Origin of the sequence: Streptomyces sp. NPDC006012, assembly GCF_042871185.1 — a bacterium.
Taxonomy (GTDB): domain Bacteria; phylum Actinomycetota; class Actinomycetes; order Streptomycetales; family Streptomycetaceae; genus Streptomyces.
The window spans coordinates 1-13,881 of sequence record NZ_JBIAIE010000029.1; the positions used below are offsets into that span (position 1 = coordinate 1).

The following is a 13,881-nucleotide window of genomic DNA, read 5'->3' on the forward strand; positions in this document are numbered from 1 at the left end:
GGGGGGGGGGGGGGGGGGGGGGGCCGTGGGGGGGGGGGGGGGGGCGGGGGGGGCCGGGGGCGCGGGGGGGGGGGGGGGGGGGGGTGGGGTCGCGCCGGGGTGTGGGGGGGGGGGGGGGGGCGGGGGCGGGGGGTGTCCGTCCTCGGACCGGCGGCGACGCCCGATGGTGAGGATCCGGTGACGGATGCCGGCCGCTGCGGGCGGACACCCCCCGCCCCGTCCCCTTCCCGCCGCGGGCGACCGCGGGGGTGCTTCAGCAGTCGTTCTTCGACGTGACGGGCGCCGTCTTGGGCGTGGTCAGCGCGGCAAGCGCCTTTTCGGCGTCCGCCGGGGTCGCGAGACCCCTGAAGGCGGTGCCGATGATCAGGTCCAGGGCGGTGCCCTTGCGTCCGGTGTCGGTACGACGCTCTGCGTCGCCGAGTTGGGTGGCGAGGACGGGCAGCGTGCTGTTTCGCGCGGAGACGGGGCCGAGCAGTACGCCGGTGCCCTTGATCTTCTGGTCGAACTGGGACGGCGCGTTGCCGACCTCGCCGATCTTGAAGCCGCGTTTCTTCAGCTCGTCCGCGGTGCTCTTCGCGAGGCCGGTGCGCGTCGTGGCGTTGTAGATGTTCACGGTGATGCTGGCGGGCCGGGGGACTGCCGCGGCCGGGCTCGCCGAGGCGGCGGTTCCGGTGGGGCAGTCCGGCTCGGCGTTCGCCGCCGAGGCTTTGTTCCCGCCGGTGAAGACGTCGATGAGCTGCCAGGTGCCCCAGCCGATCAGGGCTAGTACGGCGACCACGGCCATCAATCCGAACACGAGCCTGCCGCGTCGCCGCCGAGGGCGCATCCTGGGGAACTTGTCCCCCGTGATCCGGTACTTGCCGCCCATGCCGGGGGGAGTCAGCATGCTCATGGCCGCAGCGTAGTGGGCCTGGGCTGCCGTGCCTACTAGATGATCATTCCATGGCGGGCAGGAGAACCCGAAAGGGTCAACGGCCCGGCCGGAAGTGTCCGATGGGTCCGGGGTGGGGACCCGTGGTTCGGCCGGCTGGTGGGCCCGTGGTTCGGCCCGGGGTTGCGGGCCAGTGGTTCGGCCCAGGGTTGCGGGTCAGCCCAGTTCGAGCACGCGTGCGTGCAGCACCTGGCGCTGCTGGAGGGCCGCACGGACCGCTCGGTGCAGGCCGTCCTCCAGGTAGAGGTCGCCCTGCCACTTCACTACGTGCGCGAAGAGGTCGCCGTAGAAGGTCGAGTCCTCGGCAAGGAGCGTTTCCAGGTCGAGTTGGCCCTTGGTCGTCACGAGCTGATCGAGGCGGACCGGGCGCGGTGCGACGTCCGCCCACTGCCGGGTGCTCTCCCGGCCGTGGTCGGGGTACGGCCGGCCGTTTCCGATGCGCTTGAAGATCACACGGAAAGCCTACCGGTCAACACGTTCCGGGCGCAGCCGTGGCGGCGGAGTGCGACGCTGGAAAAGGCGTCCTAAATCAGGGCATATCGGGAACAGGGGTCCGAGATGAGTGACAGCGAGACCGCGCGGTCGGCCGCGTCCCGGGAGACGCGCGGGAGCGCTCCCGCCCTGCCGAAGGACGCCTTGGAGATCGCCGCCGGGTACGCCTTCGCCGGCCCGGCGCTGGATCTCGGCGCCCTGCTGTGGGACGGACTGTGCCTGCCCGACGCGCAGATCCGCATCCCGCTCCCGATGCTCAACCGGCACGGTCTGGTCGCGGGTGCCACCGGCACCGGCAAGACCAAGACCCTGCAGCTGATCGCCGAGCAGTTGTCGGCGCAGGGGGTCCCGGTGTTCCTGGCCGACGTGAAGGGGGATCTGTCCGGGATCTCGGCGCCGGGCACCGGGGACGCTCGGGTGCAGGGTCGCGCGGCGGACGTGCACCAGCAGTGGACGGCGACGGGCTTCCCCGCCGAGTTCTTCGCCCTCGGCGGCGTGGGTCACGGCATCCCGGTCCGGGCCACGGTCACCAGCTTCGGCCCCGTACTGCTGTCCAAGGTGCTCGGGCTCAACCAGACCCAGGAGCAGTCGCTCGGCCTGATTTTCCACTACGCCGACACCAAGGGCCTCGAACTGTTCGACCTCAAGGACCTCAGGGCGGTCGTCGCGTTCCTGACCTCCGACGAGGGCCGGGCGGAACTGAAGACGATCGGTGGCCTGTCGACGGCGACGGCCGGGGTGATCCTGCGCTCCCTCACCGCCTTCGAGGCGCAGGGCATGGCCGACTTCTTCGGTGAACCGGAGTTCGAACCGGGCGACTTCCTGCGCGCCGCGGACGACGGCCGCGGCATCGTCTCCGTCCTCGAACTGCCCGCCGTGCAGGACCGGCCGCAGTTGTTCTCGACCTTCCTGATGTGGCTGCTCGCCGATCTCTTCCACGACCTTCCCGAGGTCGGCGACGTGGACAAGCCGAAGCTGGTCTTCTTCTTCGACGAGGCACACCTGCTGTTCGACGGCGCGTCCAAGGCGTTCCTGGACTCGATCACGCAGACCGTGCGGCTCATTCGCTCGAAAGGGGTCGGTGTCTTCTTCGTCACCCAGACCCCGAAGGACGTGCCGTCCGACGTCCTCGCGCAGCTCGGCAACCGGGTCCAGCACGCGCTGCGGGCCTTCACTCCGGAGGACCAGAAGGCCCTGAGGGCCACCGTGAAGACGTTCCCGAACTCGGCGTACGACCTCGAAGAACTGCTCACCGGCCTCGGCACCGGCGAGGCCGTGGTCACCGTACTCAGCGAGAAGGGGGCCCCGACCCCGGTCGCCGCGACCCGGTTGCGCGCGCCGGAGTCCCTGATGGGCCCGGTCGACGCCGCCGTCCTGGACCGGGCCGTGCGGGAGTCGCCGTTGTACGGGCGTTATGCACAGGCTGTGGACCGCGAGTCGGCGTACGAGAAACTGACGGCGGCGCAGGAGCGGCAGCGGACGGATCAGCCGCAGGCCCCGGCGCGGGGCAGGGCGCCGAAGCAGGAGCCGACCCTGGTCGAACAAGTCGTGGACAGTGGCATGTTCAAGTCCCTCGCCCGTTCCGTGGGCACGCAGCTCGGGCGGGAGATCACCCGCACCCTGTTCGGCACGGCCCGCAGGAGGCGTTGAGGTTCGGGGGGCGCGCGTTGGGCTTCACGGGGGGCCGTTGAGCTGCGTGGGAGGCGTTGAGCTGCGTGTGAGGCGTTGAGTTTCGGGGGTGGCCTTGAGCTTCGTGGGCGCGGGCTGCGGGGATGCGGAGGTGTGGGGATGCGGATGTGTGGGGTGGGGCGGTTAGGGCGCACGGACGATCGCAGGCGATCCCATGGCGGTGATGGAGCCGAGGTGATGGAGCCGACGTGATGGGGACGGGTCCCGTATGACGTCCGGCCCCATCGCGTCGATCGCGTCCACCGTGTCGATGATGTCGATCGTGTTCGTGCCGACGGCTCAATCGCGCCAGCCGCGTGGCCGCTTCGCGGGTTGCTGCTGCGGCTTCGGTTTGTCCGTATCCGGTTTCGGTGCGCTGCGCAGGGCCTCCGCGCGCAGGAGGGCGCGCAGGACCGCGTACGGGTCTGAGGGCATGGCCGTGTTCCTCGTGGTTCCTCGTGTGTACTGCCTGGGGTACTGACGGACCGGGGGAGGGCGGGTCCGTCTCAGCAGCGCAGGACCACGGAACAACGGGCGCGCAGGGCGTGCGGCGGCCGGGGCGACAGGGGCGACAGAGGGAGGGGACGCCCGTGCGGGTCGGTGGCAGGCGGGTTGGCGAGGGGTGCGGGGCGCACGGCCGCCAGGGGGTGGTGGGTGGCCCGGGACGGTGGCCGCAGGGCCGTGTCGAAGCCGTCGTGCTGGACGACGCCGCCGGCGACGAGCGGTGCCGCGTGCGCCTCGGTGTGGGCGCCCGGCAGCAGCAGCGCCAGCAGCAGCACGAGCACCCGCAGCCAGGCCCGGCCGGACTGGGAGGTGCGCGCGCTGCTCATGGAAGGTCGTCTCCCCGCGGGGCGTTCGGCGTTCATCGCGATGGCTGCGGGATCCGCTCGCGCGGCGTGCGGAGCGTCGTCACACGACGCGGGGCACCTGGCGGGCGTGGTTGTGGATGCCGATGGACGCGATGATCTCGACGATGCCGACGGCGACCAGCCAGGCCCCGGCGACCACGGTGAGGATGGCGATCGAATCGAACGGCGAGACGATCAGCACGATCCCGGCGATGAAGGTGATGACCCCGAGGAAGATCTGCCAGCCCCGCGCGGGCATGGCGCCGTCGGAGGCCGCGGCCAGGGTCTGGGTGATGCCGCGGATCAGCCAGCCGATGCCGATCCACAGGGCGAGCAGCAGGAGCGACTGCAACGGCCCGCGGAAGCAGAACAGGCCCAGCACGATCGACAGCGCGCCGCTGATGAAGGCGAGCACGCGCAGCGAGGTCGCCTTGTGCGTGCCGAAGGCGGCGGACAACTGGAAGATGCCGCTCACCACCAGGTAGATGCCGAACAGCACACCGGCGATGAGCAACGAGACGCCTGGCCAGACCAGGACGAGGATGCCCAGGATGAACGAGGCGACGCCGGTGAGCAGGACGACCTGCCAGGCGGCGCGCGACAGGGCGTGCAGTGGTCCCTCGAATGGCGGTTCGGGTTCGTGGCGGCCGGTCGCGGTTGCGGGGTGGGTCGCGTGGACCTTGCGGTCGTCGTACTCGGGGCCCCAGTTGGAGCCGCTGCTCGGTGGCTCGGTCATGCTCCATGCTTGGACCGGCCCCGGGTGACCCGCCACCCGGGACGGGCCACCCGGCTGACACACCGGCCTGACGCTATTTTCCAGAGCTTCGGGAGCTTCGGGGGGTCCCGGGGGTCGATCTCCCGGGCTTCCCTGACAGACCGGATGACTTCTCGGGCTTCCCGCCCTTCTCGGGCTTCCCCGGCTTCTCGGCGGTCTTGGCCCTCTCCGCCCCACCGGCCTTCTTCGCCGTCCCACCGGCCTTCTCCGTCGTACCGCCCGTCCGCTTCGCCGTGCCGGCCTTCTTCGCCGTCCTACCGGCCGTCGTCGGCGTCGTTCCGGTGACCGTCTTCGCCGTCTTCGCCTCCGCCTTCATTTCCTGCTTGTACGCCCGCACCTTGGCCAGCGACGCGGGCCCGGTGATGTCGGCGACGGAGCGGTGGGACTTCGCCTCCCCGTACGCGCCGGCGGCCTCGCGCCAGCCCTCGGGGCGTACTCCGAGCTGTTTGCCCAGCAGTGCGAGGAAGATCTGTGCCTTCTGCCGTCCGAACCCGGGCAGGTCCTCCAGCCGCTTCAGCAGTTCGGCCCCGCCGGTGACGTCCCGCCAGACGGCCTCGGTGTCTCCGTCGTAGTGGTCGACGAGGTACTGGCACAGCTGCTGGATCCGCTTCGCCATGGCGCCGGGGTAGCGGTGCACGGCCGGTTTCCCGGTGAGCAGTGCGGCGAAGGACTCCGGGTTCTGGGCGGCGATCTCGTGGGCGTCCAGGTCGTCGGTGCCGAGTCGTCGCGCGATGGTCGCCGGCCCCTGGAACGCCCACTCCATCGGCACCTGCTGGTCCAGCAGCATGCCGATCAGCGCGGCGAGCGGACTGCGGCCGAGCAGTGCGTCGGCCTCGGGATCCTGGGCGAGGTGCAGTGTCACGTCCATGGTCCGATGCTGCCGTGCGCCGGCCCGGGTCGCGCGTCAAGGAGCGGGTGTGCCGTTCGGCCGGGTGGCCGTGTGGTGCCGGGTCGCGTCCTCCCGCCCCCTTCCGGACTTTGCCATCCTTTTACAACCCGTTCCCCTGCCGGCTCGTCTCTCCGCTCGATCCACCACCGCCCGCCGACCACGGGCGGAGAGACGAGAGGAACCGATCCGATGCGCCGAACTGTTCTGACCCTCGCGGCATTTGCCGCCACTGCCGTGCTGGCGGGCGCCGCGCCCGCGTTCGCCGACGGGCCGGCCACGCCGGTGCCGGCCCCGGCCAGGGACGCCACCCCCGTTCCGGCCCAGCCCAGGGACGCCACCCCCGTTCCGTCCTCGCCGAGGGACGCCACCCCCGTTCCGTCCTCGCCGAGGGACGCCACCCCCGTTCCGTCCTCGCCGAAGGGCACCGATCCGGCCCAGACCAGGGCAGGTACGTCCGCTCCGAGCCCGGTTCCCTCGCCCGCGACACGGGCGCCGGGCCAGGTCACCGTCGTGCCCAAGGGGGCGCCCGACACCGGAGTGGTGGCGCCGTCCTCGGCGTCCGGTTCGTGGGACGGGCTGCTCGGCGGGGGCGCCGCCGCGGCGCTCGTCGCGGCGGGCGGTGCGGTCTTCGTCGTACGCCGTCGGCGGGCCGCCGGGACCACCGGGGCATGACCGCGCTCTCCAGGCGCTCCTTCGCCACCGCGGCGCTGGCCATGCTGCTCGCGGGCTGCGGGGGGAACGGCGGGGACCGCGGGGACGGAGCAGGGAAGGCGGCCGGGGCCGGTGGCGGCGGGGCCGTGGCGGGCGGGTCGCCCGCCACGGCCGGGGGCGCGGGCAACGCGCCCCGGCCGCTCGGCCGTTCGGTCCCGGTCCGGCTGCGGATCCCGGCCATCGGCGTCGACACCCCGCTGCTGCAACTGGGCCTGGCGCCCGACGGCACCGTCCAGGTCCCCCCGGTCACCGCGCACGACCGGGCGGGCTGGTACCGGAACTCGCCGACGCCCGGCCAGGTGGGGCCGTCGGTCGTCCTCGGCCATGTCACGGTCGGCTCCTACGGGGACGGCGTCTTCCGCCACCTGGCCCGGCTGCGCGCCGGCGAGAAGATCGTGGCGGCCCTGGAGAACGGCACACAGGCGGAGTTCGCCGTCACCCGCGTACGGACGGTCCCCAAGGCGGACTTCCCGGCGGACGAGGTCTACGGCGACGTGGACCGGCCCGAGTTGCGGCTCATCACCTGCGGCGGGCCCCGTACCGGTGACGGCTACTCCGACAACGTGCTCGTGTTCGCCGCGCTCCGCGCCACCGTGCCCTGACCCGCCGGCGCCCGGGGCCGCGGCCGGGCCCGCGGAACGCGACACCGCGGGCCCGGCATCTTTCCCCTCGGGCGCCACCGTCCCACCCCCCACCGGTGCCCCCGAGGGGCAGTACGACCCAGGAGAGCGTTGAAACGGTCCCGCGACACGGCAGCGTCCGAACTGTTCGCCGCCCTGTACCCACGTCTCGCCGGCTGGTGCCGCCGGCTCGTCGACGACGACGAGACGGCGCACGAGATCGCCTCGGAGGCGTTCACCCGGCTCTGGGCCCGCTGGACGTCCGTCGACGAGCCCCGCGGTTTCCTGTACGTCACCGCGGCCAACCTCGTCCGCGACCACTGGCGCAAACTGGAGCGCGAGCGCAGGGCCGTACGCCGGGCCCGCACGGAGGCCGCCGTCCGCCCGCACGCCGAGGCGCCGGATCCTTCGGTACGTCTCCTGGTGCAGTCCCTGCCGGAACGACTGCGCGTCCCGATCCTCCTCCACTACTACGCTGACATGCCGATCCGGGAGGTGTCCGTGCTGACCGGACGCAAGGAAGGAACCGTCAAGGCCGATCTGCACGCGGCCCGGGAACTGCTCCGCGTCCACCTGAGGAGAAGCCTTGACCACACGGTTTGACGACGACCCGGAGTTCGCGCCCGACGACCCGCTCGCGGTGATCCTGCGGCCCCCGGCCGAGCACCTAGGGCCGCCCCCCGGCCGCTACGCGGCGGTCCGCCGGGCCGCGGCCCGCCGCCGGCTGCTCCGTGCCGCGGCCGGCGCCGGCCTGACCTGTGCGGTGGCCGCCCTCGTCGCGCTGCCCCTGCACCTGTCGGCCTCGTCCGCCCCCGCTTCCCCGACGGTTCCGTTGGCCCCGCCGTCCTCGACCATGCGGACGCCGGCGCCGTCTGCGACCCCGTCTCCGGTCCGGACCACGGTGCCGACGCCGGTCCCGGCGTCCCAGGACGCGGGCCCCGGCCGCGTCACCGCGCCCGGCGACCCCAGGGTGCCGCCGGACGTGCGGTCCCGCGACACCCTGGAACCGCCGTCGCGGACCGCGTCCGGTGCCGCGCCCGGGGACGCCCCCGCCTCCGAGCGGCCCGTCCACCGCTGACCGTTCCCGAACCTTGGCCGATCTACGTCGGTGGATCGTGCGAAGAAAGCGGAACCGACTCTCTTATCGGCCATGCGGTTGGTGACTGATTGTCGGCGCCCTATCCGGCTAGCCCACCAGGCAATTGCCTGGTGGGCTAGCCTGCGTCCCGATCTTGGTAACCCCTGTTCATCCATGAGTGGTTTCACTCCGTAGTGTGTTCGGTTGTGAGCAGGCGGGCCGCCGTACCGCACCCACACGAGGGAGCGCAAGATGCCGTATTCCAGTCAACTTCTCCAACTGATCTTGGCTGAGATGGATCGATAACTAGACAATTCTTTGGGCGGTCAGCCTGAGGCGAGGAACCACTGCCTGCGAACGACCTCTGGATCCAGCCGGGTTCGGAGGCAGCGTGTTGGAGGGGTTTTGGAACGCTATTTCACCAGCGGGTGGCACGAGGATCTGCGGCGCCACGTGCGGGAGTTCGCCGAGCGAGAAGTGCGTCCGCGAATATCCGATATGGAAACTTCTCGTGCGGTCGCGTACGAACTGTCCGGGCTCATCGCCCGGCAGGGCTGGATCGGCGTGACCATCGGCCGGGAGTACGGCGGGATGGGGGCCGGACATCTGGCCAAGACCATCATCATTGAAGAACTCGCCCGCGTCTGCGGGGCGATGGGGGCGATGGTGCAGGCCTCCCAGTTGGGCGTAGCCAAGATCATCCATTTCGGCAACGCGCTGCAGAAACGGACCTGGCTGCCGCGCATCGCCGCGGGCGACTGCCTGCCGACGATCGCGACCACCGAGCCGGAGTCGGGCGGCCACGTCCTCGGCATGGCCAGCACCGCCGTCCGCGACGGCGACGACTACATACTCAACGGCCGCAAGGTCTTCGTGGGCAACAGCCACGTCGGCGACGTGCACGGTGTGGTGGTACGCACCGGCGAGGGTTCGAAGGGGCTGTCCGCCTTTCTCGTCGAGTCCGACCGCCCGGGTTTCTCGCTCGCTCCCCACCAGAGGGCGATGGGCCTGCACGGCTTCAGCTTCGGTGAGCTGATCTTCGACAACTGCCGGGTGCCGGCGGCCAATCTGCTCGGCGGGGAGGGCAAGGGCCTGGCCGTCGCCTACTCGTCGAGCGTGCTGTACGGCCGGCCGAACCTGACGGCGGTCTCGCTCGGCATCCACCAGGCCGCTTTTGAGGAGACCACCGCCCTGTGCATCGAGCGCGAGCGGTACGGCGCCCCGCTGGCCCAGCTCAACAGCATCAAACTGAAGCTCGGCAGGATGAAGTCCCGCCTGATGACGGCCCGGCTGGCCGCTTACCACGCCGTGCATCTGCTCGATCAGGGGCTGCCCTGCGATGCGGAATTGATGAATGCCAAATACGTCAATTACGAGACGTCCGTCGAGTCGGCCCGCGATGCCATGGAGATCCATGCCGCGAGCGGCCTGTTCACCGACCGTCCGGTGGAGCGCTATCTGCGCGACGCCCAGCACATCTACGCCCCTGCCGGTACCTCCGACATCCAGTTGCTGAGACTCGGCGAGGTCGCCCTGGGCACCGAGAAGGGCCAGTGGTCCGAGCGGCTGGCCGACCTCGTCCGCACCGTCGAACCGCGCCGCCGGCTGGGCCAGCTGGAGACGGTCGGCCACCCGGCCTGACGGCAGCATTCTTGTGAGCGGCAGGGATTCGGGTGAGTGGCCGAGCAGCGGGGATCCGCTTGAGCGATAGGGACCTGTAGGAAAGCGAAAGGGAGCCGCGGACACGGTGTCACGCAAGGGAGCCGCGGACACGGGGTCGTGTCCGCGGCTCTCGCACATCCGGTTTCAGGGCCCGGCCGCACGCGGCGGCACCCCGCCCCGTACCGGTACGGCTCAGATGGTGCCCCGGGTCTCCAACTGGTGGATCCGGTCGGAGAGCTGCTCGGCCAGCGACTTGATGGTCGCCAGACCCTCCCGGCCCCACGGGTGGGTGTCCGTGTCCACGACGCAGATCGTGCCCAGGGCCATACCGGTCTTCCGGTCGATCAGCGGGGCGCCCATGTAGGAGCGGATGCCGATCTCGTCCACGACGGGGTTCCCGGCGAACCGCGGATAGTCGCAGACGTCCTCCAGCACCAGCGCCTTCTTGCGGACCACGACGTGCGGGCAGTAGCCCTGGTCACGGGTCATCGTCCGGCCCACCTGGGGCTGCTGCTGCGGCGACTCCAGTTGCACGCCCGGCCGGCCGGCGGCGTACAGACCGGCGAAGTACTGCCGGTTCTCGTCGATGAAGTTGACCATCGAGAACGGGGCGCCGGTGGTGTGCGCGAGATTGCGCGCGAACTCGTCGAACTCCGGCATGGGGAGTTCCCCCAGGCCCAGTTCGCGCAGCCGGGCCACCCGGGCGGGCGCGTCCCGGTCCTCCGGGGTGAGCAGCAGATGGCTGGTCGGGTCGTAGGAGGTGTTGTAGGGAACCGGGGCTGACATGCAGGGCTCCATTCGGTCGGGCTGAGGGTTCAGCGCGACGGGTTGAGCTCCGCGGGCACATTGCCGGGAGCCGATACGAGCAGGTGCTTGACGAGATCGATCAACACGCGGGTTCCGGAGTTGCACTGCCGCGCGTCGCACATCACGACGGGTGTGTCGGGTTTGAGCGCGAGGGCCGCACGTACCTCGTCGGCGTCGTAGCGGTAGGCGCCGTCGAACTCGTTGACCGCCACGATGAACCTGATGCCGCGCCGCTCGAAGAAGTCGACGGCGGCGAAGCAGTGGTCCAGGCGCCGGGTGTCGGCGAGGACCACCGCGCCCAGCGCCCCGTTGGACAACTCGTCCCACATGAACCAGAACCGTTCCTGCCCGGGCGTGCCGAACAGATACAGGATGTGGTCCGCGCTCAGCGTGATACGGCCGAAGTCCATCGCCACCGTCGTGGTCGACTTGTCCTCGATGCCCACCAGGCTGTCCGTGCGAGCGCTGACCGAGGTCAGCAACTCCTCGGTGCTCAGGGGCTCGATCTCGCTGACCGCTCCGACGAAGGTGGTTTTGCCGACCCCGAAGCCTCCGGCGATGAGGATCTTCAGGGCGGTCGGAAAGGGGTCAGAGCCGCTTGCGAAGGCCATGCAGCACCGCCTCCAGGAGGTTTCGGTCGGTCGGGGAGGCCGCCTCTACGACGTGCGGTGCCCGGGTGGTGAGCGCCTGGTGCGTCACGAGGTCGGAGAGCAGAACTTTGGTGATGACGGCCGGCAGCCGCAGATGGGCGGACACCTCGGCCACCGACATGGGCACCCCGCACAGCGCGAGGACCTGGTCGTAGTCCGGGCCGAGGTAGGTGTGCGGCCGGGTCCCGGTGGCCATCACCATGGTGAGCAGGTCGAAGTGGGACGAGGGCTGGGTGCGACCGTTGCTGACCGTGTACGGACGTACTAACCGCCCGGCGTCGTCATCGAGCCACGAAGCGTCCTCGGCGTCCGTCATTCTCAGCGCCCCGGATCCATCGAGACGCCGGCCGCCTGCTGGCGGATCGGCGTGGCGAGGTACGGGCGAACGCTCTTGACCAGCATGGCCATCTCGTAGCCGAGCACCGCCGCGTCGGCCTCCCGGTCGGCGAGGACCGCCAGGCATGCCCCGGAACCCGCCGCGCACACGAACAGCAGCGCGGAGTCCAGTTCGACCACCACCTGCCGCACATCGGCACCCTGGGCGAACTGCATGCCCGCGCTGCGGGCGAGCGAGTGCAGGCCGGACGCCAGGGCGGCCAGGTGTTCTGCTTCGGCAACTGTTTCCAGCCCGTCGTAGGCTTTCGCCAGCCCGTCGGAAGACAGCAGAAGGGCACTGCGGGTATAGGGGACCCGCTGGACGAGGCCGGCCAGGAGCCAGTCCAGATTCTTCGACTGGCCGGCATGCATGTCGCTCACGGTGGCGTTCTTCTCCTTGCTACAAGTACCGAGCCTGAGGTCAGCGAGAGCTGTCGAAGGGAGGCTCATCGGGTTCGTGGTCGGCGAGGCTGACTCCGCGCTGGAAGCTGGCCATCAGTCCAGGATCGTGCTCCACCTCGTGATCGTCGTCCCGGCGGGTGACGGGGCCGTTGCGCAACTCCGCCACCAGGTGTTCCTGCGCGCGGCGCTGCGGCAACCGGGGCCGGTCGTCGAGGGCGTTGCCGCCGCCGTACGGGGAACCGTGGTCGTAGGGTGCCGCCGCGGGCGGGGCGTAGTGCTGCGCGGGTGCGGCGGCGGTCCGGGTCTGCGGCATGCCGGGCTGCTGGGCACCGGCCTGGGCGGCTGCGGCGGGCCCGGCCTGGTGCTGCGCGGCGGGCAGCTGACTCGTGTGCTCGTGCCCGAGTCCGTGCCCGTGGCCCGCGGGTATCTGTGCCTGGGCCTGCGCCTGCGCGATCTGGGCCTGGGTCTGCATGGGCATCTGGGCCTGCGCCTGCGGGACCTGGGCGTGGGCCTGGCGCTGCGCGGGAATCTGGACCTGCGCCTGCGCCTGCGGAACCTGGGTCTGGGCCTGCGGCTGGGGGATCTCGGCGTGGGCCTGGGGCTGCGTCTGCGGGACCTGGGCCTGCGGGACCTGGGCCTGGGCGTGCGGGGGTACCTCGCCGGACGCCTGGGCCGTGGCCTCGCCCGGCTCCTCGCCGATCAGGCCGCGCGGAATGACCAGGATGGCCTGGATACCGCCGTAGATATTGCTCTGCAGCCGTACCGCGATGCCGTGCCGGCGGGCCAGCGCGGACACCACGTACAGGCCGATACGGCCGTCGGCGAGCAGCTTGCTGAGGTCGATCCGGTCCGGTTCGGCGAGCAGCGTGTTGATGCGCGTCTGCTCCTGCAGGGTCATGCCCAGGCCGCGGTCCTCGACCTCGATGGCGAGCCCGGCGGTCACCCGCTGGGCGCGCAGCAGGACTTGGGTGTGCGGCTCGGAGAACATCGTGGCGTTCTCGACGAGTTCGGCCAGCAGGTGGATGACGTCGGCGACGGCGTGGCCGCGCAGGGTGCCCTCGATCGGCGGCACCAGCTTGACCCGCGAGTAGTGCTCGACCTCGGCGATCGACGAACGCAGCACCTCGGTCAGGGTCACCGGGCGGGTCCACTGCCGACGGGACACCGAGCCGCCGAGCACGGCGACGTTCTCCGCGTGGCGGCGGATGCGGGTGGCCAGATGGTCGACGTGGAAGAGGCCCTTGAGCAGGTCCGGGTCCTCGACCTCGTTCTCCAGCTGGTCGAGCATGTTGATCGCGCGGTGCACGAGCGACTGCAGGCGCCGGGCGAGGTTGACGAAGACCTCGACCTTCTCCTCGCTGTCCGGTGAGGAGGCGCGGGAGAACTGCGCCGTCCGCGCGACCGCGGTCCGGGCCTGCCACATGCCGACGTTGATCTCGTACGCGATGCGGGCGAGCGGATCTTTCTGCGACGGGGCCTGGTGCGTGAACGGCGGCTGCTCCATCTGCTCGCCCTGCTCCAGCCGGCGCAGCACGTCCTGGAGGTCGGCCTGGGCACCCGCGATGACCTTGCGCAGCGACGCGTATCCCTGTGCCACCGAGCGGTTCGCGGCGCGGCCGTAGTGCCAGGCACCGGCGAGCACGGCGCAGCCGAGGACGGCGCCGCTGGTGAGTACGGCCCAGGTGGTCGCGTCGGCGGTCCCCGCCTGGGTGCGCAGGACGACGAACACCACGACGAGCGCGAGGAGCGCCATGAGCGTCGCGGGCAGCACCGCGAGCCGGACGACGGACGAGTGCTGAGAGCGAATGGCCGAATCATTCGGCGTGTCCCGAGTGGGGGGCCTGGCGTGTCTGTGCTGCGCCGTAGCCGTCGCCGTCACCCGGCCGGGCTCTGAACGCACTGCATAGGGCGGGGTTTCGGGCATCGGAGTCCTCTCGGGCATGCAGGTGGGGACACACGGCGCGCAGCGCGGA

General features: G+C 71.1%; 16 protein-coding genes and 1 pseudogene. 6 read left to right on the forward strand and 11 right to left on the reverse strand.

Annotation, left to right across the window (positions count from 1 at the left end):
• Positions 1-253: 253 nt before the first annotated feature.
• Positions 254-892, reverse strand: coding sequence for a LytR C-terminal domain-containing protein (locus ACFYPJ_RS33070; protein ID WP_389025161.1), 639 nt, complete (start codon positions 890-892; stop codon positions 254-256).
• 195 nt (positions 893-1,087) lie between these two features.
• A complete protein-coding gene (locus ACFYPJ_RS33075; RefSeq protein ID WP_003955420.1) occupies positions 1,088-1,384 on the reverse strand; it encodes a type II toxin-antitoxin system VapB family antitoxin in 297 nt (98 codons plus the stop codon).
• 105 nt (positions 1,385-1,489) lie between these two features.
• On the opposite strand from ACFYPJ_RS33075, the gene ACFYPJ_RS33080 reads away from it, so the two are divergent.
• A complete protein-coding gene (locus ACFYPJ_RS33080; RefSeq protein WP_389025162.1) occupies positions 1,490-3,073 on the forward strand; it encodes a helicase HerA-like domain-containing protein in 1,584 nt (527 codons plus the stop codon).
• A gap of 318 nt (positions 3,074-3,391) precedes the next feature.
• Here the strand turns inward: ACFYPJ_RS33080 and ACFYPJ_RS33085 are convergent, their stop codons facing one another.
• From ACFYPJ_RS33085 to ACFYPJ_RS33100, 4 genes and pseudogenes are all read right to left on the reverse strand, one after another.
• Positions 3,392-3,526: a hypothetical protein gene (locus ACFYPJ_RS33085; RefSeq protein ID WP_389025164.1), complete on the reverse strand. Its 135-nt coding sequence runs from the start codon at positions 3,524-3,526 to the stop codon at positions 3,392-3,394.
• A gap of 71 nt (positions 3,527-3,597) precedes the next feature.
• Complete coding sequence (locus ACFYPJ_RS33090) at positions 3,598-3,921, reverse strand: hypothetical protein (RefSeq protein ID WP_389025166.1); 324 nt, start codon at positions 3,919-3,921, stop codon at positions 3,598-3,600.
• Positions 3,922-4,000: 79 nt separating this feature from the next.
• Positions 4,001-4,675: an HdeD family acid-resistance protein gene (locus tag ACFYPJ_RS33095; RefSeq protein ID WP_389025168.1), complete on the reverse strand. Its 675-nt coding sequence runs from the start codon at positions 4,673-4,675 to the stop codon at positions 4,001-4,003.
• Between the two features lie 325 nt (positions 4,676-5,000).
• Positions 5,001-5,582 (reverse strand): annotated as a pseudogene (locus tag ACFYPJ_RS33100) (HhH-GPD-type base excision DNA repair protein); the annotation flags it as partial.
• A gap of 210 nt (positions 5,583-5,792) precedes the next feature.
• On the opposite strand from ACFYPJ_RS33100, the gene ACFYPJ_RS33105 reads away from it, so the two are divergent.
• From ACFYPJ_RS33105 to ACFYPJ_RS33125, 5 genes are all read left to right on the forward strand, one after another.
• The gene (locus tag ACFYPJ_RS33105; RefSeq protein ID WP_389025170.1) at positions 5,793-6,275 is read left to right on the forward strand and encodes a sortase-dependent protein; all 483 of its coding nucleotides are present in this window, start codon (positions 5,793-5,795) and stop codon (positions 6,273-6,275) included.
• Positions 6,272-6,916 carry a class F sortase gene (locus ACFYPJ_RS33110; protein ID WP_389025172.1) on the forward strand — a complete coding sequence of 215 codons (645 nt, stop codon included), beginning with the start codon at positions 6,272-6,274 and terminating at the stop codon, positions 6,914-6,916. Before ACFYPJ_RS33105 ends, ACFYPJ_RS33110 begins: the two co-directional genes overlap by 4 nt.
• Before the next feature lie 129 nt (positions 6,917-7,045).
• Positions 7,046-7,537 carry an RNA polymerase sigma factor gene (locus tag ACFYPJ_RS33115; protein WP_389025174.1) on the forward strand — a complete coding sequence of 164 codons (492 nt, stop codon included), beginning with the start codon at positions 7,046-7,048 and terminating at the stop codon, positions 7,535-7,537.
• Positions 7,521-8,012: a hypothetical protein gene (locus ACFYPJ_RS33120; protein ID WP_389025176.1), complete on the forward strand. Its 492-nt coding sequence runs from the start codon at positions 7,521-7,523 to the stop codon at positions 8,010-8,012. Before ACFYPJ_RS33115 ends, ACFYPJ_RS33120 begins: the two co-directional genes overlap by 17 nt.
• A gap of 405 nt (positions 8,013-8,417) precedes the next feature.
• A complete protein-coding gene (locus ACFYPJ_RS33125) occupies positions 8,418-9,653 on the forward strand; it encodes an acyl-CoA dehydrogenase family protein (protein WP_389025178.1) in 1,236 nt (411 codons plus the stop codon).
• 213 nt (positions 9,654-9,866) lie between these two features.
• Here ACFYPJ_RS33125 and ACFYPJ_RS33130 read toward each other — a convergent pair whose 3' ends face one another.
• Genes ACFYPJ_RS33130 through ACFYPJ_RS33150 form a run of 5 tightly spaced genes read right to left on the reverse strand, consistent with a single transcriptional unit; the run spans position 9,867 to position 13,679 of the window.
• Positions 9,867-10,460, reverse strand: coding sequence for a GAF domain-containing protein (locus tag ACFYPJ_RS33130; RefSeq protein WP_389025179.1), 594 nt, complete (start codon positions 10,458-10,460; stop codon positions 9,867-9,869).
• Between the two features lie 29 nt (positions 10,461-10,489).
• Entirely contained in the window at positions 10,490-11,092 is a 603-nt protein-coding gene (locus ACFYPJ_RS33135; protein WP_389025181.1) for an ATP/GTP-binding protein, read from the reverse strand.
• The gene (locus tag ACFYPJ_RS33140; protein ID WP_389025183.1) at positions 11,070-11,447 is read right to left on the reverse strand and encodes a DUF742 domain-containing protein; all 378 of its coding nucleotides are present in this window, start codon (positions 11,445-11,447) and stop codon (positions 11,070-11,072) included. The genes ACFYPJ_RS33135 and ACFYPJ_RS33140 overlap by 23 nt, the downstream gene beginning before the upstream one ends.
• A 2-nt stretch (positions 11,448-11,449) precedes the next feature.
• Positions 11,450-11,878 carry a roadblock/LC7 domain-containing protein gene (locus tag ACFYPJ_RS33145; protein ID WP_389025299.1) on the reverse strand — a complete coding sequence of 143 codons (429 nt, stop codon included), beginning with the start codon at positions 11,876-11,878 and terminating at the stop codon, positions 11,450-11,452.
• Positions 11,879-11,927: 49 nt separating this feature from the next.
• The gene (locus tag ACFYPJ_RS33150; protein ID WP_389025185.1) at positions 11,928-13,679 is read right to left on the reverse strand and encodes a sensor histidine kinase; all 1,752 of its coding nucleotides are present in this window, start codon (positions 13,677-13,679) and stop codon (positions 11,928-11,930) included.
• Positions 13,680-13,881: the final 202 nt, after the last annotated feature.

Coding starts and splice junctions, on each gene's coding strand:
- ACFYPJ_RS33070 (WP_389025161.1), bottom strand. CDS start 892: ATGAGCATGCTGACTCCCCCCGGCATGGGCGGCAAGTACCGGATCACG.
- ACFYPJ_RS33080 (WP_389025162.1), top strand. CDS start 1,490: ATGAGTGACAGCGAGACCGCGCGGTCGGCCGCGTCCCGGGAGACGCGC.
- ACFYPJ_RS33085 (WP_389025164.1), bottom strand. CDS start 3,526: ATGCCCTCAGACCCGTACGCGGTCCTGCGCGCCCTCCTGCGCGCGGAG.
- ACFYPJ_RS33090 (WP_389025166.1), bottom strand. CDS start 3,921: ATGAGCAGCGCGCGCACCTCCCAGTCCGGCCGGGCCTGGCTGCGGGTG.
- ACFYPJ_RS33095 (WP_389025168.1), bottom strand. CDS start 4,675: ATGACCGAGCCACCGAGCAGCGGCTCCAACTGGGGCCCCGAGTACGAC.
- ACFYPJ_RS33105 (WP_389025170.1), top strand. CDS start 5,793: ATGCGCCGAACTGTTCTGACCCTCGCGGCATTTGCCGCCACTGCCGTG.
- ACFYPJ_RS33110 (WP_389025172.1), top strand. CDS start 6,272: ATGACCGCGCTCTCCAGGCGCTCCTTCGCCACCGCGGCGCTGGCCATG.
- ACFYPJ_RS33130 (WP_389025179.1), bottom strand. CDS start 10,460: ATGTCAGCCCCGGTTCCCTACAACACCTCCTACGACCCGACCAGCCAT.
- ACFYPJ_RS33135 (WP_389025181.1), bottom strand. CDS start 11,092: ATGGCCTTCGCAAGCGGCTCTGACCCCTTTCCGACCGCCCTGAAGATC.
- ACFYPJ_RS33140 (WP_389025183.1), bottom strand. CDS start 11,447: ATGACGGACGCCGAGGACGCTTCGTGGCTCGATGACGACGCCGGGCGG.
- ACFYPJ_RS33145 (WP_389025299.1), bottom strand. CDS start 11,878: ATGCATGCCGGCCAGTCGAAGAATCTGGACTGGCTCCTGGCCGGCCTC.